We start from the raw sequence: 24,443 nt of genomic DNA, 5'->3' as shown, positions 1-24,443 counted from the left end.
CCTGTGCAGCGGCCGGCCATGCCCATGAGGCCCGGTCATGCGCCAGCAATCCGTCATCCGTGGCACGGCGATTGCCTCTAACATCGCGCCAGTTTTTTACGGAGTACACCACCATGGGAATGTTTTCCTGGACTGAAAAGTCCCCCGCCGTCCTGCAGGGCGGCGGCGTTATCGGGCCTGATGAGCGCCTGCCCTGGGCCCAGACCGGCCTGATGGGCATCCAGCACGTGATCGCCATGTTCGGCTCCACCGTGCTGGCCCCCATCCTGATGGGCTTTGACCCCAACCTCGCCGTGCTGATGAGCGGTATCGGCACCCTGATCTTCTTCCTGATCACCGGCGGCAAAGTGCCCAGCTACCTGGGTTCGTCCTTTGCGTTCATCGGCGTGGTGATCGCCGCCACGGCCTACGCCGGCAAAGGTGCCAACGCCAACATCGGCGTCGCCCTGGGCGGCATCATTGCCTGCGGCGCGGTCTACACCCTGGTGGGCCTGCTGGTGCAGGCCATCGGCACCCGCTGGATCGAGCGCTTCATGCCCCCGGTGGTGACCGGCGCGGTGGTGGCCATCATCGGCCTGAACCTGGCGGCCATCCCCGTCAAGAACATGGCCGCCAACAACTTCGAGGCCTGGATGCAGGCCCTGACCTTTGTGTCCGTGGCCCTGGTGGCCGTGTTCACCAAGGGCATGCTGCAGCGCCTGCTGATCCTGATCGGCCTGATCGTGGCCAGCATCCTGTACGGCGTGTTCACCAATGTGCTGGGCTGGGGCAAGCCCATCGACCTGAGCGGCGTGGTCAACGCCGCCTGGTTCGGCCTGCCCACCTTCCATGCCCCGGTGTTCAATGCCAATGCCATGCTGCTGATCGTGCCCGTGGTCATCATCCTGGTGGCCGAGAACCTGGGCCACATCAAGGCCGTCACGGCCATGACCGGCAAGAACCTGGACCAGTACATGGGCCGGGCCTTCATCGGCGACGGCGTGGCCACCATGGTCTCCGGCGCCGCCGGCGGCACGGGCGTGACCACCTACGCGGAAAACATCGGCGTGATGGCGGCCACCCGCATCTACTCCACGGCGGTGTTCTTCGTCGCGGCCCTGCTGGCCGTGCTGCTGGGCTTCAGCCCCAAGTTCGGCGCGCTGATCCAGGCCATTCCACTGCCGGTGATGGGCGGCGTGTCCATCGTCGTGTTCGGCCTGATTGCCGTGGCCGGCGCCAAGATCTGGGTGGACAACAAGGTGGACTTCTCGGACACCAAGAACCTGATCGTGGCCGCCATCACCCTGATCCTGGGCACCGGTGAATTCACGCTGAAGTTCGGCGAATTCGCCCTGGGCGGCATCGGTACCGCCACCTTCGGCGCCATCATCCTGTACGCGCTGCTGAACACCAAACGCAGCAGCTGACCGCGCGGCGCAGTCTGCACTGCACTGCCCCTCAAGCGTCCCCAAGCCCCGCAGGCCCCGCCTGCGGGGCTTTTTTCATGCCCTTGGCGGACTGCACCCGGGCCGACCGACGTGGCACCGATTTATTGCAGTGCAGCATCAAATCTCACTACGATGCAAGCAATCACTCCCCAAATATCCTTTTGCAGTCAAGGACCTACCTTGGTCGGCAGGTTATTCAGCGTAAACCCTTAAACAAGGGATAACGCTGATACCATTTCTCACGGAGATCTATAAGAGCCGCCCATGAAGGCGGCTTGTTTTTGCAAAGTTGGAGAAACCCCGATGACCCTGGCAGACCGCGTCCGCTACCCAGAATTCCAAACGCGCTTCATGTCGGCAGAGGCCGCAGCGGCCCTGATCCCCCACGGCGTGAACGTCGGCATGAGCGGCTTCACCGGTGCAGGCTACCCCAAGGCCCTGCCGCAGGCGATTGCCGCCCGTGCCAAGGCCGAACATGCCGCCGGCAAGCCTTACAAGATCAATGTGTGGACCGGTGCCTCCACCGCCGCGGAATGCGACGGCGTGATGGCGGAAGCCGAAGCCCTGGGCCAACGCCTGCCCTTCAACACCGATCCGACGGCCCGCAAGGCCATCAATGCCGGTGACATCGACTTCATCGACATGCACCTGTCCCATGTGGCGCAGCACGCATGGTTCGGCTTTCTGGGCCCCATGCACGTCGCCGTGGTGGAAGTGCTGGGCGTCACCCCCGACGGCCTGCTGATCCCCTCCACCGCCGTGGGCAACAACAAGACCTGGCTGGAGATCGCCGACAAGGTGATCCTGGAGGTCAACACCAAGCCGCCCGCCAAGATGGAAGGCATGCACGACATCTACTACGGCACGGCCATTCCACCGCGCCGCGTGCCGATCAACATGACGCATGCGGACGACCGCATCGGCCAGCCCTATCTGCGGGTGGATCCGAGCAAGGTGATTGCCGTGGTGGAGACCCACAAGGGCGACCGCGACAACGTGTTTGCCGTGCCGGACGAAAACTCCAACAAGATCGCCAGCTACATCATCGACTTCCTCTCGCACGAGATGAAGATGGGCCGCCTTCCCAAGGAAATGCTGCCCATCCAGTCCGGCGTGGGCAATGTGGCGAACGCGGTGCTGGCCGGCCTGCTGCACGGCCCGTTCGAGAACCTGCTGGGCTTCACCGAAGTGCTGCAGGACGGCATGCTGGACCTGCTGCGCGCCGGCAAGATGAGCAAGGCCTCGGCCACCTCCATCTCGCTGGGCGCCGCCGCCTGCAAGGACTTCGAGGACAACATCGACTTCTACCGCGAGCGCATCATCCTGCGCCCGCAGGAGATCTCGAACCACCCCGAACTGGTGCGCCGCCTGGGCATCATTGCCATGAACTCGATGATCGAGGCCGACATCTACGGCAACATCAACTCCACCCACGTGATGGGCACGGGCATGATGAATGGCATCGGCGGCTCCGGTGACTTTGCGCGCAACGGCTATCTGTCGTTCTTTGTCACGCCCTCGATCGCCAAGGACGGCAAGATCAGCTGCATCGTGCCCATGTGCTCGCACGTCGACCACACCGAGCACGACACCCAGATCATCGTCACCGAACAGGGTCTGGCCGACCTGCGCGGCCTGTCGCCCAAGCAGCGCGCCAAGGTCATCATCGACCAGTGCGCCCACCCCGACTACCGCCCCATGCTGCACGACTACTTCGACCGCGCCCGCCAGCAAGGTGCACAGCACACGCCCCACCTGCTGACCGAGGCGCTGAGCTGGCACCAGCGCTTTGTCGACACCGGCGACATGCGCGCCTGAGCCCCTCGGCTCCCCCTGCGCCACCGCCTGCAGCCGCACTGCAGGCGGCAGGCGCCCCCCGCCCGGCATGCCGGGCTTTTTTGTGCCCGCCCCGCACGGCCCCGCACATTACCAAACCGTCATGTGAAGTTCATGCCGCACGCGCCGGCCCGCTCCTAGCATCCACGACCTGTGCCTACCTGGGTGCGGGACGCCCCTCGACCTGCACCGTTTTGCGAAAGACTGTGCATGCGCGATCTGATTCCGTCCCTTCCCCTTTCCACGCTGACAGCCCGGCTGCAGCGCCACCGCACAGCGGCCTTGCTGGCCGGCGCGCTGTGTGCCTTCCCGGCCTGGAGCGAAACCCCGCCCGCCGTGCAGGTGGCCCCGGCCGCCTTGCGCGCCGTCCAGGTCGCCACGGTGCAGGCGCCGCAGGCAGGCCAGCTGTTCTGGGCCCCCGCCCACCTGGAATACCTGCCCGGCCAGCTCGACAGCGTCGTGGCCCCGGTGCAGGCACGGGTCACCGCCATCCATGTGCAGCCCGGCCAGACCGTCAAGGCCGGCGCCCCGCTGGCGACCCTGGTGAGCGCCGATGCGCTGCGGATGCGCCACGAAGTCCGGGCCGCACAGCTGGCCTCCGAGACCGCCAAGACCGAGCTCCAGCGCCAGCAGAACCTGGTGGAGCGCGGCGTGGGCACTGACATGGAACTGCGCTCCGCCCAGGCCCGCAGCAAGGAAGCCGCCCAGGAGCTGGAACGTGCCAGAGGTACCGCCGCCCTGCTGGGCCAGGATGGTGGTGACCGCATCGTGTTGCGCGCGCCGCATGCCGGCGTCGTGGCACAGCACCAGGCGACCATGGGCGCATTGGCCGAAGCCGGCGCCGTGCTGTTCGCCATCGGCAATCCCCAGTCGCTGGGCATCGTGGCGGACGTGTTCGAGGCCGAACTGGCCGGTCTGAAGGCCGGCAGTGCCGCCCAGGTCGAGCTACAGACCCAGGCCGCCGCCGTGCCCGCCAAGGTGCTGCAGGTCGGCGCCGTGGTGAACGCCGAATCCCGTCGCGCACCGGTCCAGCTGGCCTTTGCGGACAAGAGCGTGCCGGCCGGCCTGCGTGCCGGCATGCAGGCCCGCGTCGGCATTGCCATGGAACGCGGCGACCAGATGATGGTCCCGCTGGCCGCGGTGCTGATCAAGGGCGAGAACCGCACCGTGGTGTTTGTGCAGACCGGTGAACACGCGTTCGCGGCGCGGGACATCCAGCTGGGCCAGCCCGTGCGCGGCTGGGTGCCCGTGATCTCCGGCCTCAAGCCCGGCGAGCGCATCGTGGTGCGTGGCGCCCTGCTGCTGGATGGCGCTGCCAGCCAGATGCTGTAAAGGATTCAGGACTACAGCATGCTGCGTGCGTTTATTGACTTCGTCGTCCACCGACGGCTGGTGGCCCTGTGCGCCACCCTCGCGATTGCCATCTACGGCATCTACGCCTACCTGCAGACCGCCATCGAGGCCTACCCCGATGTGACCAATGTGCAGGTGGGCATCATTGCGCAGGCCCCCGGCCTGGCTCCGGAAGAGGTGGAGCGCCAGATCACCCAGCCGCTGGAGCGTGAGCTCAACGGCACCCCCGGGCTGATCTCCCTGCGCTCGGAAAGCTACTTCGGCCTGTCCATGGTGAACCTGGTGTTCAACGATGACGCCAACAGCTTCAAGGCCCGCGCCGAAGTGGCGCAGCGCCTGCCCCAGGCCGACCTGCCCCCGGGCGTCACGCCCGAGATGGCGCCCGACTACACCCCGCTGGGCAAGATCTACTACTACCGCCTGCGCAGCGACCGCCATACGCTGGACCAGCTGCGCTCGGAGCAGGAATGGAACATCGTGCGCGTGCTCAAGCAGGTGCAGGGTGTGGCCGACGTGGTGAGCGTGGGCGGCTTCGTCAAGGAATACCACGTCGAGGTGAACCCCGACAAGCTGTACCGCCTGGGTCTGTCGCTGGGCGATGTGACCGAGGCCCTGGAGAAGTCCAACCGCAACGTGGGCGGCGGCCTGCTGCGCCGGGGCGAACAGTCGTTCATCATCCGCGGCATCGGCCTGCTGAAGTCTCCGCAGGAGATCAAGGACGTGGTGGTGCAGCTGCGCGGCGGAGCGCCCGTCACCATCGGCGATGTGGCCCAGGTCATCCAGTCGCACACCCCCCGCCAGGGCTCGGTGGGCATGGACGACGAGGACGATGTGGTGCAAGGCATCGTGCTGCTCAAGCGCGGTGAAAACCCCTCGGTGGTGCTGGAAGGCATCCATGAAAAGGTGGAGCAGCTCAATGGCGGCCTGCTGCCCGAAGGCATGCACATGGAGGTCACCTACGACCGCTCCGACCTCGTGGGCCACACCCTGGCCACGGTGCAGCACAACCTGTTGTTCGGCGCCTGCCTGATCATTGCCATCCTGTGGCTGGTGCTGCGCAGCATCCGCGGCTCGCTGATCGTGGCGGCAGTGATTCCGCTGTCGCTGCTGGTGGCCTTCATCGGCCTGCACTGGCTGGGCATGCCGGCCAACCTGATCTCCATGGGCGCCATCGACTTCGGCATCATGGTGGACGGTGCCGTGGTGCTGGCGGAGAACATCATCCGCAACGCCCGCCTGCGCAAGCCCAGCACCCAGCGCGAGATGCGCGCCATCATCATCGACTCCGCCATCGCCGTGGCCAAGCCCACGCTGTTTGCCATGGCCATCGTGATTGCCGCGCTGATTCCGGTGTTCTCGCTGGAGAGCATCGAAGGCCGCATCTTCCGTCCGCTGGCCATGACCTACAGCTTCGCGCTGCTGGGCGCCCTGCTGTTCGCCATGGGACTGGTGCCCGCCCTGTGCGCGCTGTTCCTCAAGCCCAAGCATGTGATGGCGCCCGAGCCGGCGGTGTTCGAGCGCATGGACCATGGCTTCCACCGCTGGATTGCCGCGACGCTGCACAACCCGCGTCGTCGTACCACGGTCGCGGCGGTGGCCCTGGCCATCCTGGCGATTGCAGGTCTGTCCGCCACCAAGCTGGGCACCGAATTCCTGCCGGCCCTGGACGAAGGCGATGCCTATGTGCTGGTGCAGATGCCCGCTTCCATTTCGCTGGAAAAAGGCCAGGAAGTGCTGGCCGATGTGCGCCAGATCATCCGCCAGTTCCCCGAGGTGATTTCGGTCAGCACGGAACAGGGCCGGCCGGAGTCGGGCACCGACAACGAGACCCTGAACATGGCCAAGGTGCTGGTCCGCCTCAAGCCGCTGAAGGAATGGCGTGCCGGGCTGGACAAGTCCGCACTGATCGAGGAAATGCGCGCACAGCTGGGCACCATCCCCGGGGTGGCGTTCAACTTCTCGCAGCCCATCCGTGACAGCGTGGAGGAATCCACCTCCGGCGCCCGCGGACAGGTCGTGCTGAAGGTCTTCGGCCCCGAGATTCCGCAGCTGCGCGCCATCCTGCAAAAGACCATGGAAGAGGTGCGCCACATCGAGGGCGTGGTCGACCTGGACCTGTACCGCGATGCCCCCGCACCGCAGCTGCATGTGGAGTTCAACCGCGAAGCCCTGGCACGCCAAGGCATCCCCATGGACACCGCGCAGAAGACGCTGGAGCTGGCCCTGGCCGGCGACATTGCCACCACGCTGTGGGAAGGCGAGCGCGGCATCCCGGTGCGCGTGCGCCTGCCCTATGCGAACCGCATGGATGAATCCAGCATCCGCGACATCGCCATCCCCACGGCCTCCGGAGGCTCCGTGCCGCTGCATGCGGTGGGCACGGTGTCGGTGAAGATCGGCAATGCATCCATCTTCCGCGAGAACAACCTGCGCTACATGGCGCTGAAGTTCAACGTCGAAGGCCGCGACATCGGCTCGGTCGTCAAGGAAACGCTGGCCACCTTCAAGGACAAGGTGCAGGTGCCCGATGGCTACCAGGCCGTCTGGGGCGGCGAGTGGGAAAACCAGCAGCGTGCTGCCAAACGCCTGCAGGTGGTGGTGCCGCTGTCGCTGCTGATCGTGTTCGCCCTGCTGTTCGGCGCGCTGGGACAGGCGCGCAGCTCCTTTGTGATCCTGCTGTGCACCCCCTTCACCATGGTGGGCGGCATTGCCGCACTGCATTTCACCGGCATCGAGCTGTCCATCAGCGCGGCCATCGGCTTCATCGCCCTGCTGGGCCAGGTCGCGCTGGCGGGTCTGCTGGTGATTTCCTCGGTGGAATCGCTGCGCCGCCAGGGCACTCCGCTGCTGGAGGCGGTCGTGGAAGGCACGGTCGAGCGCCTGCGCTCGGTGCTGCTGGTCGCCATGCTGGCCTTGCTGGGTCTGTTGCCCATGGCCTTGTCCACCGGCGTGGGCAGCGAAACCCAGCGCCCCTTTGCCTCGGTGATCGTGGGCGGCATGTTGGTGCTGCCGATGGTTGCACTGGTGCTGCTGCCCGTGCTGTACGTATGGCTGGGCCCCAAGACCCTGAAGAAACCGGATGAGTTGGATGAAGACCATTAAAACCATTGCCGTGGCCGCTGCCCTGGTGGCAGCAGGTGCCTGCCTGGCCGCAGAAACGGTGCCCGGCACGGCCTCCCGCGCTGCGGGAGCGCCCACAAACGCCACCATCGCCTCTGCCGAACCGCTGCCCCAGTCCCTGGGTCTGGTGGAGTTCCTGTCCCTGGTGCGCAGCCGCCATCCGGTGCTGCGCGCCATGCCGCTGCGCCAGGGCATGGACCGTGCCGATGTACGCACCGCCGGGACCTGGGCCAACCCCAGCATCCACTACGCCCGCAAGCCCGATGAAAAGGAATGGGGCATCGAGCAGCCGGTGCCGGTCTTCGGCCAGGTGTCCATGCGCACCGAGGCCGCCCAACTGGCCGCGGCCACGGCCCAGGCCGAGCGCTCCGTCGAAGCGCAGGACATCCTCAACCAGGCGGCCCAGCGCTTTGCGGAGCTGCTGGTAGCCCAGGAAAAGCTGAGCGCCAAGCAGCAGGCCATGGAACACCTGAACCAGGCGGTCAAGGTGGTCCAGGGTCAGGTGGAACTGGGGGCCCGCAGCAAGTACGACGGAGCCCGCGTCGAACTGCAGCGCGCCCAGCTCGAGGCCCAGCTGGAACAGCAACAGGCCGAGACACAGGCCGCCCAGGCGGCCCTGGCGGAACTGCTGGTTCAGCCCCATTGGCAACCCCGCGCCATCGGCAGCCTGCTGCCGGCCAAGCCGGTCCCGGCTGCGGCCGATGCGTCGTTCGACCGTCTGTGGGAACAGGCTGCGCCCCAGCTTCCCCAACTGCAGGCGGTCCATGCCAAGGTGCTGCAGGCCGAACAGCTGATCAGTCAGCAGGCCCGCGAAGCCCTGCCCACGCCCAGTATCGGCGTGGCGCGGGTGCGCAACCGCCCCGACGGCAGCAGCTACAACCAGGTCGGCATCTCGATGGAGCTGCCGCTGTTCGATCGCAAGCAAGGTGCGGTGGACCGTGCCCGGCTGGAGTACGAGCAGGCCCTGCTGGAAGAGCAGTCCGCACAGCAACTGGCGCGACAGCGTCTGCAACAGGCCCTGGCGCAACGCAATCTGCTGCGCAAGACGCTGCAATCGTTTGAGAGCCGCGGCCTGACCCAGCTGGACCCGCTGCGGCGCATGGCCCTGGATGCCTACCGCCTGGGACAAAGCAGCATCCTGGAATGGCTGGACGCCATGGAATCGGTGGCGGAGCACCAGCAGCAGTACCTGGATCTGACGCTGCGCGTCTGGCAGGCCGAGTGGGAACTGCAGACGGCCCAAGGCCGCCAGCCCCTGCCGCCGCAGTGAAACGGCCACCGGCGCCAACATGCCCCTATAGACAGGGGTGAACCACCCCTGTCTATAGTAGGCGGTCTGCCGACTTCACCACTGCCATGCCCCGTTTCCTGATCATTGAAGACGACACCCAGAACGCCCGCTTTCTGGCCGAAGGCATGCGCGAGCTGCAGGCCGAGGTGTGTGTGTGCCACGATGGCATGGAAGGGCTGACCCAGGCGGTCACCGGCCACTGGGATGCCATCGTGCTGGACCGCATGCTGCCCGACGGCTTCGACGGCCTGAAAATCCTGCAGGCGCTGCGCGGCATGGGCAACACCACGCCGGTGCTGGTGCTCAGCGCCCTGTCCACCACGGACGAACGCGTGCGCTGCCTGAAGGCCGGCTGTGACGACTACCTGACCAAGCCCTTTGCCTTTTCCGAACTGCACGCCCGCCTGGAAGCCCTGCTGCGCCGCGTGCACACCCCCGCCCCCATCCCCATGCTGGAGGTGGCAGACCTGCGGCTCAATCTGCTCAGCCGCTATGCCGAACGCGGCGGCACCACCTTGCAGCTGCAGCCTCGGGAATTCAGGCTGCTGGCCTTTCTGGCCCGCCATGTGGACCAGACCGTCACCCGCACCATGCTGCTGGAGTCGGTGTGGGACTACCGCTTCGACCCGCAGACCAATGTGATCGACGTGCACATCAGCCGCCTGCGCAACAAGGTGGACAAGGGCTTCCACCCGCCCCTGATCCACACCGTGCGCGGCGTCGGCTACTGCCTGTCCACCACCGCACCCACCGCATGACCGCGCCGTCTTCCATCGGCCGCCCCTGGAGCTCCATCGCCTTTCGCCTGGCGCTGTACTACGGCGGTCTGCTGCTGCTGACCATGGTGGTCGTGCTGGCCATCTTCTACGTGCAGATGGTGGGGGTGCTCAGCAACCGCATGGACCAGCAGGCCAAGCAGGATCTCAAGCGCCTGGAAACCCTGTCCCGCCACTACGGCGAAGCGTCGCTGGAGCTGGAGATCCGCAACCTGCTCAACGACGGGGTCGACAGCCAGACCGAGATCGTGATCCTGACCGATGCCCACGGCGCCGTGCTGCTGGGCAATGCCAGCATCCAGCCCGAACGCAGCCTGACGACCGCAGGCCTGCGCGAGCTGCGGCTGCAGCGCCACGGCCGCACCATCACAGGCCGCGTGGCGGTGGCGCTGCTGCCCAGCGGCAACATGCTGGTCGTGGGTTCCGACATGGAGGCGCTGCGCGATATCGAACAGCGTTTCATGCGCGCCAGCCTGTCTGCGGTGGTGATCGTGGTGATCCTGGCCCTGTCCGGCAGCGTGGGCTTCCGGCGCCTGGTGGATGCACGCGCCACCAGCATACGGCGCACCCTGCAGCAGGTGGCCAACGGCGAGCTGGGGGCCCGCATTCCCCTGTCCGAGCGGGACGATGAATTCACGCGCCTGGCACACGACATCAACCGGATGCTGGACCAGGTCGAGCAGCTGATGGATGGCGTGCGCCATGTCTCCAACACCATCGCCCACAATCTGCGCACGCCGCTGACCCGCGTGCTGCTGCAGCTGCGCAGCGCCCGCTACCTGGAAGGCCCGGAACAGCGGCGCCAGCTCGAACGTGTCGAGCAGGAGCTGCAGGACCTGGGCACGGTGTTCGAGAAACTGCTGCAGATTGCCGAGCTGGAATCCGGCATGCGCCGCCAGGAATTCACCGCCGTGGATCTGTACACCCTGCTGGCCGAAGTGGACGATCTGTATGCCCCGGTGGCCGAGGATGCGCAATGCACCATGACGGTACAGCTGCACGGCCAGCCCCAGGCACTGGGCGATGGCGACCTGCTGGCCAGCGCCTTGGCCAATCTGGTGGAAAACGCGCTGAAATACGCGTGCCAGCAACCCGGCGGCCAGATCACCATCACCGCACAGCAGCACGACGCCATGGTGGAGCTGCGCATCCAGGACAACGGCCCTGGCGTCCCGCCGGAGCGGCTGCACCAGCTGACCCAGCGCTTCTTCCGCGCCCACGAACGCCAGCCCGGCCATGGCCTGGGCCTGTCCAGCGTGCAGGCCATCGTGGCCCTGCACGATGGGCAGCTGGGCTTTGCCAACCTCCACCCGGGCTTTGAGGTGCGCCTGACGCTGCCGGCCGCGCCAGCGGCATGAGGCCCTGCGCGGCAGCGCATGGTTGTCACGCAGTAGGCAGCGCCACCCCGCCGCGCCACGGCATGATGCCGGTCTAGCTACAAGGAGACAGCGCACCATGGCGATCTGGAAGAAGCAAGCCAGCCTGGAAGAGATGAACGCCCGCAACGAAAGTTGCGCGGTGGGCCATCTGGGCATCGAAATCACCGAAAAGGGCGACGACTACCTGGTGGGCCGGGTGCCCGTGGATGCGCGCACCAAGCAGCCCTTCGGCCTGTTGCACGGCGGGGTCAGCGTGGTGCTGGCCGAAACCCTGGGCTCGGTCGGTGCCTTCAACGCCTGCCCGGAGGGCCATATGGCCGTAGGGCTGGACATCAACGCCAACCACCTGCGCCCGGCCACCAGCGGCTGGGTCACGGGTACGGCCAGGCCGGTGCACATCGGCCGCACCACCCAGGTCTGGCAGATCGATATGGTCAACGAGGCCGGCGAGCTGACCTGCGTCTCGCGCATCACCATGGCCATCCTGCCGCCGAAGGGCTGAAGCCGACCCGATGGCCCCCAACCAAAATGGCTCCGCACGCGGAGCCATTTTTTCGGTTTTCCAGCGCTGCTGCCTGTTTTTCAGGCAGCCTCGTAGGCTTGCCTGGCCAGTGCCTGGGCCAGGATCCACGCGGGATCGACCAGGCTGGCGCCCTGGGCTTCGGGTGCCTGCGGCAGGGCCAGCGGAATCTCCGTGCAGCCCATGATCACCGGCACATCGCCATGCTGCTGGCGCATGCCTTCCAGCACGTGGCCGAAGCGCTGCGCGGCCAGCGCCAGATCGCCCTGTTTCACCCCGTCGTAGATGCCTTGCATGAGCTGCTCGATGCCTGCAGCATCCGGCACCAGCGGCTCGATGCCGCAGGACCGCAAGGCCTCGTCATACAGGCCGGTGCGGTAGGTGCCCGCCGTGGCCAGCACCACGGCCCGGGTCGCCCCCTGGCGCTGCAGATGGGCCGCGGTTTCCTGTGCAATGTGCAGGATGGCCAGCTGCGGAAACAGCCCCTGCAACTGGCTGTGCCAGACATGGGCCGTATTGCAGGCCACGGCCACGCTGCGCACGCCCAGGGCGGCCAGGCGCCCTATGCCTTGCAGCATGTGCGGTGCCGGGTCCTGCGGGCCTGGCGGCGTGCCGTTCAGGGCCTGGGTGCGGTCCGGAATCGGCATCTGCACCAGCCAGTGCTCAGGAAATGCCTGGTCACGCACCGGCTGGCCATGGTCGTGCAGATAGGCCGTGCACGCCTGCACGAACAGGCGCACAAAATCGGCCCCGGCGGCTGGCCCCATGCCGCCCAGAATACCCACCGCACGCGGCGGAGCCATCACACCGGGCACCATGGTCAGAATGCGGGCTTGTCGCTCTGTTCGACCAGGTTCTTCTTCAGCGCATCGCCCATGGCCAGGCCCAGGGCCGTGCCGGTGGGGGGAATGGGCTGCAGGAACCACTTGTCATACAGCTTGGTGAACTCGCCGGACTTCATCATGCCGCCGATCACGCCATCGACCAGCTTCTTGAAGGCGGGGTCGTCCTTGCGCACCATGCAGGCATAGGGCTCGACCTGCAGCGAATCGCCCACCACTTCAAAGTCCTTGGCGTTCTTGGCGTTGGCGATCAGGCCGTACAGCAGGATGTCGTCCATCGCGAACGCGGCAGCGCGACCGCTTTCCACCAGCAGGAAGGCGTCGGCATGGTCCTTGGGCATCACGATGTTGGCGCCCCAGTTGTTCTCGGCATTGGCCTTGCGCACCACCTGCAGATTGGTCGTGCCCGAGGTGATGGCCACGGTCTTGCCCTTCAGGTCCGCATAGTTCTTGATGCCGGAATCCTTCTTCACCACCAGACGCGTGCCGGTGTAGAAGTGGTTGATGGCGAAGTCCACGTCCTTGCCACGCGTGGTGTTGTTGGTGGTCGAGCCGCACTCCACATCGATCGTGCCGTTCATCAGCAGGGGGATGCGGTTCTGCGAGGTCACGGCCTGCCAGTTCACCTTCAGGTCGGGCTTGCCCACGGCCTTCTTCACGGCGTCGGCAATCGCGTTGGAGATGTCCACCGTGATGCCCACGGGCTTGCCGCCATTGAGGTAGCTGAAGGGCACCGAAGACTCGCGGTAGGCCAGCGTGATCTGACCGTTTTCCTTGGCCTTGGACAGGGTGTCGGCGTGGGCGGTTGCCAGGCTGGCCAGACCCAGAGCGGCGCAAAGCAAAGTGGTACGAAATTGCATGTGATTCCCTCGTTGGCTGCAAATGTGCAGGTCAGTGTAGGAACTGTCCTGCCGTTTGAGGGATGCCAATTGCAGGTCCATCCATGCCTTGTGTTTATGGGATCAAAGGGTTTTCACCAAGACCGTGCAGCCATGCATCGAGTGTGTGCACGAGGCACTTTTTTGGCGCAGCACTGGGGCCTCAAAAGCGCAAAACTCCATAACACTAGGGCATACCCTGTGTGCAAAACGCCATGCGACGCAGCCCCCCGGCAGACCTACAGTTCTCCCCACCATGGAGAAGCCCCAAATGCATGTGTGTGTCATCGGTGCCGGCGTCGTCGGTCTCGCAACAGCCTATGCCCTGCAACAGGCAGGGCACCGTGTCACCGTGGTCGATCGCGCCGAGCGCCCGGCCATGGGGGCCAGCGGCGGCAATGGCGCGCAGCTGAGCTATGCCTATGTGCAGCCGCTGGCCGATCCCGGCATCTGGAAACAGCTGCCCAAGCTGCTGCTGGAGCCGGACTCTCCGCTCAAATTCCGCCTGCAGGCCGATCCGCGGCAATGGTCCTGGGGCCTGCAGTTCCTGGGCGCCTGCAACGCCCGGACCTCGGCCGACAGCACCCGGGCGCTGCTGACCTTGGCCGCCGAAAGCCGCCTGGCCTTCGAAGCCATGCTGGCGCGCGAGGCCCTGGACTGCGACCACCACCAACCGGGCAAGCTGGTGCTCTACCCCACGCAGCAGGCGCTGGACGGCGCGGCGCAGCAGGTGGCTCTGCAGGCCACGCTGGCGGGCCCGATGCAGCAGGTGGTGGATGCTGCCGAAGTGGCGCGCCTGGAGCCTGCACTGGCCAGCTATGCCCCGCGCATGGCCGGCGCCATCTACACCCCCAGCGAAAGCGCGGCCGACTGCCGCAAGCTCTGCGAACAGCTGGCCCACTTGCTGGCACAGCGCGGCGCGGACCTGCATTTCAGCACCCAGGTCCACCGCCATGCGGTGCAAGGCGGCCGCATCACCGCACTGGACACGTCGAACGGCCGCATCACGGCCGACCAGTTTGTGCTGGCCAGCGGCTGGGAAAGTGCCGTGCAGGCACGCCAGCTGGGCGTGCACGTTCCGGTGTACCCGCTCAAGGGCTACAGCATCACCATCGACGCCGCGGCGGCACCGCACACCGGTCCCACGGTCAGCGTGACCGACACCACGCGCAAGGTGGTGTTCGCCCGCATTGGCGATCGCGTGCGCGTGGCAGGCATGGTGGAGATCGTGGGCCGCGATACCACGCTGGATGCCGGCAAGATTGCCAGCCTGCAGCAGTCCACCCGCGAGGTGTTTCCACAGCTGGCGCAGACCGGCGATGTGCAGCCCTGGACCGGCATGCGCCCGGCCACCCCCACGGGCCTGCCGGTCACCGGCCGCGCCCGGGGCGGCCCGGCCAATCTGTGGCTGCAGACCGGCCATGGGGCGCTGGGGCTGACGTTGGCCTTTGGCTCGGCCCAGCGCCTGGTGCAGCAGCTGGCCCAGGCCTGAGGCCCTGGCTGCGCCGCTTTCGCTGCGTCGCCCGACGCCTAATCGCCCAGCAGCTCGCGCAGCGCCTTGCGCATTTCCTGGGTCATGGCGCGCGCCAGCACCGAGCCCGGGCGCTGCGCCAGATGCAGTGCGTTGATGCCCACGGTGATGCGCGGCAGCAGCGGCACCACATGCACCTTGTGGCGGTCGGCGGCCGAGGCGGTGCAGCCATCCACAATCGCGGCGCCCAGGCCGTATTCGGCCATGGACAGGGCCGCGTGGTAGGTCTGCACGGTCACCACCGGGGACAGGCCCACGCCATGTTCGCGGCAGGCCTGGTTGATGCGCATGCCCAGCGGATCCTTGCCGTCCAGCGCCACCACCGGCAGATCCGCCAGATCGGCCAGCTCCATGCCTTCGGGGCGCACCTTGCGCGGGGGCAACAGGCCTTTGGGCAGGATGCAGTGCATGTCCACCTCGGCCAGGGTCTCGTGTTCCAGCGCCGGCTGGCCCACCGAGCTGATGACAAAGCCCACATCGGCCTCCTGCAGCAGCAGGGCCGACACCACCTGGGGCGTGTGCAAGGCCTGCACATTCACCTGCACCTGCGGGTATTTCTGGCGGAAGCCGGCCACGGCGCGCGGCAGCACTTCGCGGCTGAGCGCAAACACCGTCAGCACCTGCAGCCGGTCGGCTGCCTGGCCGTGGCGCAGGTTGGCCGCCAGGCGCTGCACCTCGTCCAGTTGCTCAAACAGTTTCTCGATGTGCGGGAACAGCGCCAGGGCCTCGTTCGTGGGCGTGAGCCGCCCCCGTGCCCGCTGGAACAGTGCAAAGCCCAGCTGCAGCTCGGCATGCTGCAGCGTGCGGCTGACCGCCGGCTGCGTCACATTGATCAGCCGTGCAGCGGCGCTGACGCTGCCGGTCTGCATGACCGCGTTGAATACCTCGATATGCCGCAAACGCATGCTGCTGGACCTCCTGGGTCGGCCTTGTCACCGGTCAAAAGCCATGGTGGCCTGGCTGCGGGGGCTCCGGCATCCCGCGGCAAGGCCGTCGTTGCTGGGGAGCGGCTGCCGGTGGGGACCGGCAGCGCTCCGCAGGCCTTCATTCGCCAGCGGCCAGACGCGCCAGGCGTTCGCTCTTCCAGTACACATCGTCGCCGCCATCCATCCGGTTGAGCACACGCGCCAGCACGAACAGCAGGTCCGACAAGCGATTGAGGTACTGGCGCGGGGCGGGGCGCATGGCCTCCACTTCCTGCAGCGCCACCACCTGGCGCTCGGCCCTGCGCGCCACGGTGCGGCACACATGGGCCTGCGCGGCAGCGCGCGTGCCGGCAGGCAGGATGAACTCCACCAGGCGCGGCAGCTGGGCGTTGTACTGCGCCAGCGCATTGTCGAGCTGCAGCAGCCCATCGTCCTTGAGCAGCTCGTAGCCGGGCATGGACAGCTCGCCACCCAGGTTGAACAGCTGGTGCTGCACATCGCCCAGCAGTTCGCGCACGTCCTGCGGCAGCGGCTCGCACAGCAGCAGGCCGATGTGGGAGTTGAGCTCGTCCACATCGCCCATGGCATGCGGGCGCAGGCTGTTCTTGGACACGCGGGTGTTGTCGCCCAGGCCGGTGCTGCCGTCGTCCCCGGTTCGGGTGGCGATCTGTGTCAAACGGTTGCCCATGGCCTGCTCCTTGGTGAATGGCGGGAAAAACAAAGTCAGCACGCATTGTGCGTTACACATTTGCACCCCCATGTGTACGCGGGAAACAAGGGGAAAAAAAGCTGGCTTCCGGCCTGCCAGTGCTGTGCAATGTGCTCCTTGTTTTGATAATAGGAGTTGGCACGCATGCAACCCACCCGTTCCCTGTCCCGTATCCGTGTGCTGCACGGTTTCGATGCCCGCAGCCTGGTGCTGTTTGCCGGTCTGACCATGGGCGGCACCCAGGCCATCATGGCGCAAAGCGTCACCACCCCGCCCGCGCAGCAGGCGGCCCCGTCCCAAGCCGTGCAACAGGCCCAGGCCGCGCCGGCGACCCCGCGGGCTGCTCCCACCGCCGACCAGGCTTTCGACCGCGCCGATGCCAATGGCGACGGCAAGCTCACCCTGCGCGAAGCCGAGCGCTTTCCCGCCGTGGCCGAACGCTTTCAGCAATTCGATGTGGACCACAACGGCTCGCTGTCCCGCGAAGAATTCTCCAACGGCCTGAAGCAACACTGAGCCCCGGTCCGCGCGGGCCGCGCCAGCGCCCTGTCGCGGGCGCTCCGGCCTTCCGCCAGCGGGCATGGCAGCCCCCGCCCAACACGCGGTCTGGCGATGCCGCAGTGGCAGACAGGGCCGCACCCGGGTGGTATTCTTTTGGCCCCTCTTGGAGTCCCTTATGAACGCCCCCACCGCCGCCCTCCACCTGCAACCCCGTGCCATCCCGCAAGCCTTTCTGGATGCACTGGCCGCACGTTTCGGCAGCCGCTGCTCCACCGCCCAGGCGGTGCGCGAACAGCATGGCCGTGATGAGGGCTCCATCCAGGCACCGCCCCCCGCCGCCGTGGTCTATGCCGAGAGCACGCAGGACGTGGCCGATGCCGTGCAGCTGGCCGACCAGTACGAGGTGCCGGTGATCGCCTATGGCGCCGGCTCCTCGCTGGAAGGCCATCTGCTGGCGGTGCAGGGCGGCATCAGCATCGACGTGAGCCGCATGAACCAGGTGCTGCGCGTCAACGCCGAAGACATGACCGTCACGGTGCAGCCCGGCATCCTGCGCAAGCAGCTGAACGACGCCATCAAGGACCAGGGCCTGTTCTTCCCCATCGACCCCGGTGCCGATGCCTCCATTGGCGGCATGACGTCGACCCGCGCCAGCGGCACCAATGCCGTGCGCTACGGCACCATGCGCGAAAACGTGCTGGCCCTGGAAGTGGTGACCGCACAGGGCCGGATCATCCGTACCGGCAACCGCGCCAAGAAAAGCGCCGCCGGCTACGACCTGACCCGTCTGATGGTGGGCAGCGAAGGCACGCTGGGCATCTTCACCGAGATCACGCTGCGCCTGTTCCCGCTGCCCGAAGCGGTGAGCGCCGCCGTGTGCTCCTTCCCCACGATTGCCGACGCCGTGCACACCGTGATCCAGACCATCCAGATGGGCGTGCCGATTGCCCGCGTAGAGCTGGTGGACGCCGCCACCGTGGCCATGGTCAACAAGCACAGCAACCTCACGCTGCGCGAGGAACCGATGCTGCTGATGGAGTTCCACGGCTCCCCCAACGGCGTGAAGGAACAAGCCGAGTTGGTGCAGGACATTGCAGCCGAATTCGACGCCAAGGGCTTTGAATGGGCTGACACACCCGAGGAACGCACGCGCCTGTTCACTGCCCGCCACAACGCCTACTTTGCCGGCATCCAGAGCCGCCCGGGCTGCCGCTCCATCACCACCGACACCTGTGTGCCCATCAGCCGCCTGGCCGACTGTCTGCTGGAGTCCATCGACGAAGTCAACGCCAGCGGCATCCCCTACTTCCTGGTGGGCCACGTGGGTGACGGCAACTTCCACTTCGGCTACCTGATCGACCCCGACAACGCCGACGAGCGCCACCGCGCCGAAGCGCTGAACCATGCCCTGGTGCGCCGTGCGATTGCCATGGAAGGCACCTGCACCGGCGAGCACGGCATCGGCATCCACAAGCAGGACTTTCTGCGCGAGGAATGCGGCGACGGCGCCATTGCCATGATGGCGGCCATCAAGCAGGCGCTGGACCCCAAGAACATCCTGAACCCGGGCAAGATCTTCACGCTGTAAGCCCGGCGCTGCGCCCGTCCCACCGGGGCCACCAGGGCCTGCCCTGCACTGGCGTGCATGGCAGGCCTTTTTTGCGTCCGGTCTTCACCCTGCTGGAGAAGACCGTGCGGCCACCGGCCTCAGCTGCGGTAGCCCGGCGATTCGCGGTCCAGCTTGCGCAGCAGCGACGGCCAGACAAACGCCCCGCCCATGCCCCCGGTCTGCACCCGGGAGGCCTGGGACACGCCCTGCACGATGGCCGGATTCACCTGCGTCAGCTCGGTGCCGCCGGCCAGTGCATCGACCTGGATCTTGCACGCCGCCTCGAAGGTGTACATCGACAGAAAGGCATCGGCAATGCTGCGCCCGCAGGTCAGCAGGCCGTGGTTGCGCAGCATCAGAAAATTGGCGCGGCCCATGTCGGCCTGCAGGCGCGGCTTCTCGTCGTCGCGGAAGGCCACGCCTTCGTAGTCGTGGTAGGCCAGCGAGGCCAGTACGAACGTGCTTTGCTGGCTGATGGGCAGCACGCCGTGCTTCTGCGCACTCACCGCCACGCCGGCACGCGTGTGGGTGTGCAGCACGCACTGCACGTCGTCGCGCGCGGCATGCACGGCGCTGTGGATCACAAAGCCGGCCGGGTTCACCGGGTAGGGGGAATCCATCAGCTTGTTGCACTGCATGTCCACCTTCACCAGCGAGGAGGCGGTGATCTCGTCGAACATCAGCCCATAGGGGTTGATCAGAAAGTGGTGCTCCGGCCCCGGCAGACGTGCGCTGATGTGGGTGAAGACCAGATCGCTCCAGCCATACAGCGCCACCAGCCGGTAGCAGGCGGCCAGATCGACGCGCAGTTGCCACTCTGCGGGGCTGACCAGATGCTGCACGCTGGGGATGTCCGGGGATGCGGGAAGGGGTTGGCTCATGGGGGTGTCTCCTGGTGGTTGTGCGCACCACTCTAGGCAGCGCGCCAGGCGCTGTCTGTGCCGCAGCGGACACATGCGGGCATGTCCCGACCCGCCGGCACCGTCCACACCGCCCACCCCTCACACCGCTTCGGCCAGCGCGCGTTCGTGCAGGTACTCGGTCAAGGTCTGAATGGCACGCGTCTGGAAGCGCGTGGGCATGTACAGCAGGTATTTGTGCGTGGCCAGGAAGTCCAGGCTGCCGGCGGGCAGCGCCAGCGCCTGCAGCGCCCCCTGCGCAATGGATTCGCGCACCATGTAGTCCGGCACCAGGCCCACGCCCAGGCCTTGCAGCAGGGCTTCGCGCAGAAAGTAGAAGTTGGGCGAGACCAGGCGCATGGCCAGGGCGGCATCGCCCTGGCCCAGGGTCTGCAGGCCGGCCATGCGCAGCTTCTGCTCTGTCAGGCCCGAGGCGATCAGGGGCAGGCGCAGCAGCGCCTGCAGGGTCTGTGGCTGGCCCCACTGCGCCATGCAGGCCGGCGTGGCGCAGGCCACGTACTGCACCGGCCCCAGGTGGCGTGCCACCAGGTGCTCGGGCGGATCGTTCATCACCCGCACGGCACAGTCCACGCGGTCGTCCATCAGGTCTTCGATGGCGTTGTCGAAGATCACCTCCAGCGCAATGCCGGGGTAGCTGCGCATGAAATCGGTCAGCCAGCCGGCCATGGTCAGCTGGCCATAGCCGCTGGGCACGCTCAGCCGCACCCGGCCCTGCAGCGCCTGGCCCAGTGCGGCCACCGATTCATCGGCCGACAGCAGCTCGTGGCGGATGCTGCGGCCATGTTCATACAGGCGCCGGCCCAGCTCCGTGGGCTCGATCTGGCGGGTGGTGCGGCGCAGCAGCTGCTGCCCCAGATCGCGCTCGAACTGGCTCAGCCGGTGGCTCACATTGGCACGGCTCATGCCCAGGCGGGCGGCTGCGCGGCTCAGGTTGCCGGCATCGATGATTTCCACCAGCAGGCCCAGGGCGTTCACGTCCATTGTCAACTTTCAATCAACATACATTTCAATTATCAGCACAATTGTCAAAATAATTAAACATATTGAAAATCAGCGGCTTGAACCATCTGCCGCCCGCACCCCGGGCGATGAGACAAGCAGGCATGAACAACTCCTCCCCCCTCCAACCGCTGGCCGGCATCCGCGTGCTGGACCTGTCGCGCGTGCTGGCCGGTCCCATGTGTGCCATGGCCCTGGCCGACTTCGGCGCCGATGTGATCAAGGTCGAACACCCGGCCCGCGGCGACGACACCCGCGACTGGGGTGTGCGCGTGGGCACGCGCAACACCTCGTACTTCAACAGCGCCAACCGCAACAAGCGCTCCATCACGCTGGACCTGCAGTCCGAAGCCGGTCTGCAGGTGGCCCGTGAGCTGGCCGCACAGTGCGACGTGGTGGTGCAGAACTTCAAGGTCGGCGGCGCCGAGAAACTGGGCCTGGGCTACGAACAGCTGTCTGCCCTGAATCCGCGCCTGGTGTACTGCTCGATTTCCGGCTACAGCCGCAGCGGCGGCGAGGCCCAGCGCCCCGGCTACGACCTGGTGGTGCAGGGCGAGAGCGGCATCATGGCCATGAACGGCGAGGCCGGCCAGGGTCCGCTGAAATTTGGCGTGGCCGCCGTGGACATGTTCACCGGCATGTACTCGGCCCAGGCCATTCTGGCCGCACTGCTGGAGCGCGAACGCACCGGCACGGGCCGCCATGTGCAGATGGCGCTGTACGACTGCGGGCTGATGATCACCAGCTACTACGGCATGGAAGCGCTGCTCAAGGCCGGCGATCCCCCCAAGTTCGGCAATGCCCACCCCTCCATCGTGCCCTATGGCGTGTTCGAGGCAGCCGACGGCCCGCTGGTCATCACCGTGGGCAACAACGGCCAGTTCGTGCGCTTCTGCCACGAAGTGATCAACCGACCCGAATGGGCCACCGACGAGCGCTTTGCCACCAATGTGGCCCGCTCCGCCCACCGCACCACCTTGATGCCCTTGATCGAAGCCGCGCTGCTGCGCTTCAGCCGCGCCGAGCTGCTGGACAGGCTGCGCGCCGCGCAGATCCCCTGCGGCGAAGTGTTCGGCCTGCTGGACGCCCTGCAGTCCGATCGCACCCAGGAAGCCGGCCTGCTGCACCATTTCGACGACAGCGAAGCCGGCCCCCAGGCCGTGCTGGCGCCCCCCTATGCCATGGACGGCCAGCGCCTGCCGGTGCGCCGCCCGCCGCCCCACCTGGGTCAGCACACCGACGAGGTGCTGCACGAGCTGCTGGGCATGTCCCCGGAGGCCGTGGCCGCAATGCGTGCACAGCAGGTGCTCTGACACCGGTTCCGCTTTCTTTTCCCTATAAGACCAACATCCCCCCTGCTTGCCTTCTGGAGACAAACCATGCAACGCAATCCTTCGCGCACCCCTGCTTCCTCCTTCACCCGCCGCAGCGCCCTGCTGGCCTGCGGCGCAGCCCTGGCCGGCGGCCTGATGGCCCCGGCACAGGCCGCCGGCGCCTGGCCTGACAAGCTGATCAAGCTGGTCGTGGCCTTCCCGCCCGGCGGCCCCACTGACACGGCCGCCCGCCTGGTGGCCCAGAGCCTGTCCGAGCGCCTGGGCCAGAACGTGATCATCGAAAACCGCGCCGGCGCCTCGGGCTCCATCGGCACGGCCAGCTTCATCAAGTCGCCCGCCGACGGCTACACCCTGTCCATGTTCGGCATGCCCGCGCTGCTGGCGCCGGTGCTGTTCAAGAACAATCTGTACGACGTGCGCAAGGACTTCCTGCCCGTGGCCACGGTGTACGACCTGCCCATGGCCATCATCGTCAACCCGCGCGTGCTGCCCGATGTGAAGGACCTGCCCAGCCTGATCGCCTACGCCAAGAAGGCCCAGCCTTCGCTGAACTACACCAGCTCGGGCACCGGGAGCTTCGGCCACCTGTCGATGGAGCAGCTCAAGGACCTGGGCGGCTTCGACATGCAGCACGTGGCCTACCGCGGCAGTGCCCCGGCAGTGACCGACCTGATCGGCGGCCAGATCCCGGTGATGTTTGCCGATGTGGTCGCCGCCCTGCCCCACATCCAGGCCGGCAAGCTGCGTGCGATCGCCGTCAGCTCCAACCAGGCCAAGCTGCTGCTGCCCGGCGTGAAGTCGGTGGCCGAGCAAGGCTTCCCCGGTTTCGATGCCGACACCTGGGGCGGCCTGGTGGCCCCGCTGGGCACGCCCCAGGCCGTGGTGGACCGCCTGAACAAGGAACTGAAGGTGGTGCTCGCCGACCCGGCGCTGCAGCACAAGATGCAGGCCGCCGGCGCCATCGCCCGCTACCAGGACGGTGCCACCATGAAGACCCGCCTGGCTACCGACTTTGCCCGCTGGAGCAAGATCGCCAACGACAAGGGCATCAGCGCGCAATAAGCCGCTGGACAGGCCGCATGGGCCGCCGCCCATGACACAAAAAAAGGGAGCGCTGCAAGCGCTCCCTTTTTCATGGTGCCGTACGCTCCCCGCGCATTCAGGCGGCGCGCGCGGCCACCGCGCCCTGCTTGCGCTTGTGCACGCCATCGCCCACTACCAGGGCCGAGACCACGCTCAGTGCCAGGGCCGTGGCCGATCCGAAGAAGATGCCCAGGTACATGTGGTGGTCCAGCATCCAGCCAAACACCGGTGCGGCCACGCAAAAGCCCAGGTCCAGGCCCGAATACACGGTGCCGTAGACCCGGCCGGTGGCGCCTTCAGGGGCCGCACGCTTGATCAGCATGTCGCGCGAGGGGCCAGCCAGCCCCGTGCCCAGACCGGCAATCGAGGCCACCACCACCGCGCCCATGCCCGGCAGCCAGCCCGTGCCCACCAGCGCCAGCAGCAGGGCCGAGCCCAGCATGCAGATCGAAATCACCTTCTCCAGCCGCTGCACGCGGCCCACCAGAAAGCCGCCAATCAGCATGCCCAGGGCGCCGCACAGCATGTAGCCGGTGACGATCAATGCGGTCACGCTCAGCGGCAGGCCGTAGACGGCGCGCAGCGAGGGGCTGGCGAAGTTCTGGATGGCGCTCATGGCGCAGGTGCTCCAGAAGAAGAACGAGAAGCACAGCCACACCGATGGCAGCTTCAGGAAGGCCATGGCGTGTTCCGGCTTGGCGGCCGCAGCGGCCTGGGTGGCGGCGGGCTTGGACTGGTTGCCGATGGCCGCAGGATCGCGGTCGTCCAGCCAGCGGCGGTTGACCAGCATGATGACCAGCACCACGGCCGCCAGCGCGGCGCCGCACAGGCAGGCCACACGCCACGATCCGGTGGCGGTGGTGATGCCGGCCATGAACACCGGTGCGGTGGCCCAGCCGATGTTGCCCGACAGGCCGTGCATGGAGAACGCGTGGCCGATGCGCTGGGGTGAGACCCGCTTGTTCAGGATGGTGAAGTCCACCGGGTGGAAGGGCGCATTGCCCAGGCCCGCAAACAGCGAGGCCAGCAGCAGCATGGCGTAGTTCTGCGCCGTGCTGGCAACCACCCCGGCCACGACAAAGCTGCCCAGCGCGGCAAACAGCACCGGGCGGGCGCCCACCCGGTCCACCAGAAAGCCGGACAGCATCTGCCCGGTGCCGGAGACGATGAAGAACAGCGACACCATCACCCCCAGCTCCGAATAGCTGTAGCCGAAGTCGGCAATCAGCCAGGGAAACAGCGGCGGCAGCAGCAGGTGGAAAAAGTGCGAGGACCCATGGGCCAGGCCAATCAGGCCTATGGTGCGGGCATCCTGGCGCAGGTCGGCGGCCGGCGGCGTGGCGGAAGAGGTGGCAGTGGCAGTCATAGGGGTGATCTTAGGCAAAGGGGCCGCGTCCGCATTACGATAG

Annotated in this window: 20 protein-coding genes; 13 read left to right on the top strand and 7 right to left on the bottom strand. The window is 66.9% G+C overall.

What is annotated here, in order from left to right; genetic code table 11:
- Nucleotides 1-113: 113 nt before the first annotated feature.
- The 8 genes from QM470_RS20915 to QM470_RS20880 all read left to right on the top strand — a co-directional run bounded on the left by QM470_RS20915 (nt 114) and on the right by QM470_RS20880 (nt 11,684).
- The gene (locus QM470_RS20915; RefSeq protein WP_280013937.1) at nt 114-1,406 is read left to right on the top strand and encodes a solute carrier family 23 protein; all 1,293 of its coding nucleotides are present in this window, start codon (nt 114-116) and stop codon (nt 1,404-1,406) included.
- A gap of 324 nt (nt 1,407-1,730) precedes the next feature.
- A complete protein-coding gene (gene scpC, locus QM470_RS20910) occupies nt 1,731-3,245 on the top strand; it encodes a succinyl-CoA:acetate CoA-transferase ScpC (RefSeq protein WP_280024270.1) in 1,515 nt (504 codons plus the stop codon).
- Nucleotides 3,246-3,473: 228 nt separating this feature from the next.
- On the top strand, nt 3,474-4,595 hold the full coding sequence (locus tag QM470_RS20905) for an efflux RND transporter periplasmic adaptor subunit (RefSeq protein WP_280013033.1): 1,122 nt from the start codon (nt 3,474-3,476) through the stop codon (nt 4,593-4,595).
- 18 nt (nt 4,596-4,613) lie between these two features.
- A complete protein-coding gene (locus QM470_RS20900) occupies nt 4,614-7,718 on the top strand; it encodes an efflux RND transporter permease subunit (protein ID WP_283340604.1) in 3,105 nt (1,034 codons plus the stop codon).
- Nucleotides 7,705-9,006, top strand: coding sequence for a TolC family protein (locus QM470_RS20895; protein WP_283340603.1), 1,302 nt, complete (start codon nt 7,705-7,707; stop codon nt 9,004-9,006). The genes QM470_RS20900 and QM470_RS20895 overlap by 14 nt, the downstream gene beginning before the upstream one ends.
- Before the next feature lie 86 nt (nt 9,007-9,092).
- A complete protein-coding gene (locus QM470_RS20890) occupies nt 9,093-9,785 on the top strand; it encodes a response regulator transcription factor (protein ID WP_280013028.1) in 693 nt (230 codons plus the stop codon).
- Entirely contained in the window at nt 9,782-11,161 is a 1,380-nt protein-coding gene (locus tag QM470_RS20885) for a sensor histidine kinase (protein WP_283340602.1), read from the top strand. Before QM470_RS20890 ends, QM470_RS20885 begins: the two co-directional genes overlap by 4 nt.
- Nucleotides 11,162-11,258: 97 nt before the next feature.
- On the top strand, nt 11,259-11,684 hold the full coding sequence (locus QM470_RS20880; RefSeq protein WP_283340601.1) for a hotdog fold thioesterase: 426 nt from the start codon (nt 11,259-11,261) through the stop codon (nt 11,682-11,684).
- Nucleotides 11,685-11,764: 80 nt separating this feature from the next.
- Here the strand turns inward: QM470_RS20880 and QM470_RS20875 are convergent, their stop codons facing one another.
- Both QM470_RS20875 and QM470_RS20870 read right to left on the bottom strand, forming a co-directional pair.
- A complete protein-coding gene (locus tag QM470_RS20875; protein ID WP_279998825.1) occupies nt 11,765-12,505 on the bottom strand; it encodes an aspartate/glutamate racemase family protein in 741 nt (246 codons plus the stop codon).
- Nucleotides 12,506-12,522: 17 nt separating this feature from the next.
- Complete coding sequence (locus tag QM470_RS20870; protein ID WP_218333297.1) at nt 12,523-13,404, bottom strand: amino acid ABC transporter substrate-binding protein; 882 nt, start codon at nt 13,402-13,404, stop codon at nt 12,523-12,525.
- 289 nt (nt 13,405-13,693) lie between these two features.
- Between QM470_RS20870 and QM470_RS20865 the strand changes: the two genes are divergently transcribed.
- Nucleotides 13,694-14,914, top strand: a complete 1,221-nt coding sequence (locus QM470_RS20865) for a D-amino acid dehydrogenase (protein WP_283340647.1) — start codon at nt 13,694-13,696, stop codon at nt 14,912-14,914.
- A gap of 38 nt (nt 14,915-14,952) precedes the next feature.
- Here QM470_RS20865 and QM470_RS20860 read toward each other — a convergent pair whose 3' ends face one another.
- Entirely contained in the window at nt 14,953-15,858 is a 906-nt protein-coding gene (locus tag QM470_RS20860) for a LysR substrate-binding domain-containing protein (protein WP_283340600.1), read from the bottom strand.
- A gap of 139 nt (nt 15,859-15,997) precedes the next feature.
- Nucleotides 15,998-16,567 (bottom strand): cob(I)yrinic acid a,c-diamide adenosyltransferase, encoded by a 570-nt coding sequence (locus QM470_RS20855; protein ID WP_280013017.1) that lies wholly within the window; start codon nt 16,565-16,567, stop codon nt 15,998-16,000.
- Nucleotides 16,568-16,732: 165 nt separating this feature from the next.
- Here QM470_RS20855 and QM470_RS20850 point away from each other — a divergent pair, with 165 nt between their 5' ends.
- Together QM470_RS20850 and QM470_RS20845 are read left to right on the top strand one after the other, a co-directional pair.
- A complete protein-coding gene (locus QM470_RS20850) occupies nt 16,733-17,104 on the top strand; it encodes an EF-hand domain-containing protein (protein ID WP_280013014.1) in 372 nt (123 codons plus the stop codon).
- A 160-nt stretch (nt 17,105-17,264) separates the two neighbouring features.
- Nucleotides 17,265-18,677, top strand: a complete 1,413-nt coding sequence (locus QM470_RS20845) for an FAD-binding oxidoreductase (protein WP_283340599.1) — start codon at nt 17,265-17,267, stop codon at nt 18,675-18,677.
- A gap of 119 nt (nt 18,678-18,796) precedes the next feature.
- Here the strand turns inward: QM470_RS20845 and QM470_RS20840 are convergent, their stop codons facing one another.
- Together QM470_RS20840 and QM470_RS20835 are read right to left on the bottom strand one after the other, a co-directional pair.
- On the bottom strand, nt 18,797-19,579 hold the full coding sequence (locus QM470_RS20840; RefSeq protein WP_280024263.1) for a class II aldolase/adducin family protein: 783 nt from the start codon (nt 19,577-19,579) through the stop codon (nt 18,797-18,799).
- A 120-nt stretch (nt 19,580-19,699) separates the two neighbouring features.
- Nucleotides 19,700-20,599, bottom strand: a complete 900-nt coding sequence (locus tag QM470_RS20835) for a LysR family transcriptional regulator (RefSeq protein ID WP_283340598.1) — start codon at nt 20,597-20,599, stop codon at nt 19,700-19,702.
- Nucleotides 20,600-20,721: 122 nt separating this feature from the next.
- Here QM470_RS20835 and QM470_RS20830 point away from each other — a divergent pair, with 122 nt between their 5' ends.
- Both QM470_RS20830 and QM470_RS20825 read left to right on the top strand, forming a co-directional pair.
- Nucleotides 20,722-21,930 (top strand): CaiB/BaiF CoA transferase family protein, encoded by a 1,209-nt coding sequence (locus tag QM470_RS20830; RefSeq protein WP_283340597.1) that lies wholly within the window; start codon nt 20,722-20,724, stop codon nt 21,928-21,930.
- Between the two features lie 66 nt (nt 21,931-21,996).
- Entirely contained in the window at nt 21,997-23,013 is a 1,017-nt protein-coding gene (locus tag QM470_RS20825) for a Bug family tripartite tricarboxylate transporter substrate binding protein (protein ID WP_283340596.1), read from the top strand.
- Between the two features lie 97 nt (nt 23,014-23,110).
- Here the strand turns inward: QM470_RS20825 and QM470_RS20820 are convergent, their stop codons facing one another.
- Nucleotides 23,111-24,400 carry an MFS transporter gene (locus QM470_RS20820; RefSeq protein WP_283340595.1) on the bottom strand — a complete coding sequence of 430 codons (1,290 nt, stop codon included), beginning with the start codon at nt 24,398-24,400 and terminating at the stop codon, nt 23,111-23,113.
- Nucleotides 24,401-24,443 lie beyond the last annotated feature (43 nt).

Origin of the sequence: Comamonas sp. 17RB, assembly GCF_030056555.1 — a bacterium.
GTDB classification, from domain to species: domain Bacteria; phylum Pseudomonadota; class Gammaproteobacteria; order Burkholderiales; family Burkholderiaceae_C; genus Comamonas; species Comamonas terrigena.
The sequence above is the reverse complement of the archived record's forward strand: the minus strand, read 5'-3'. Positions and strand labels throughout refer to the sequence as shown.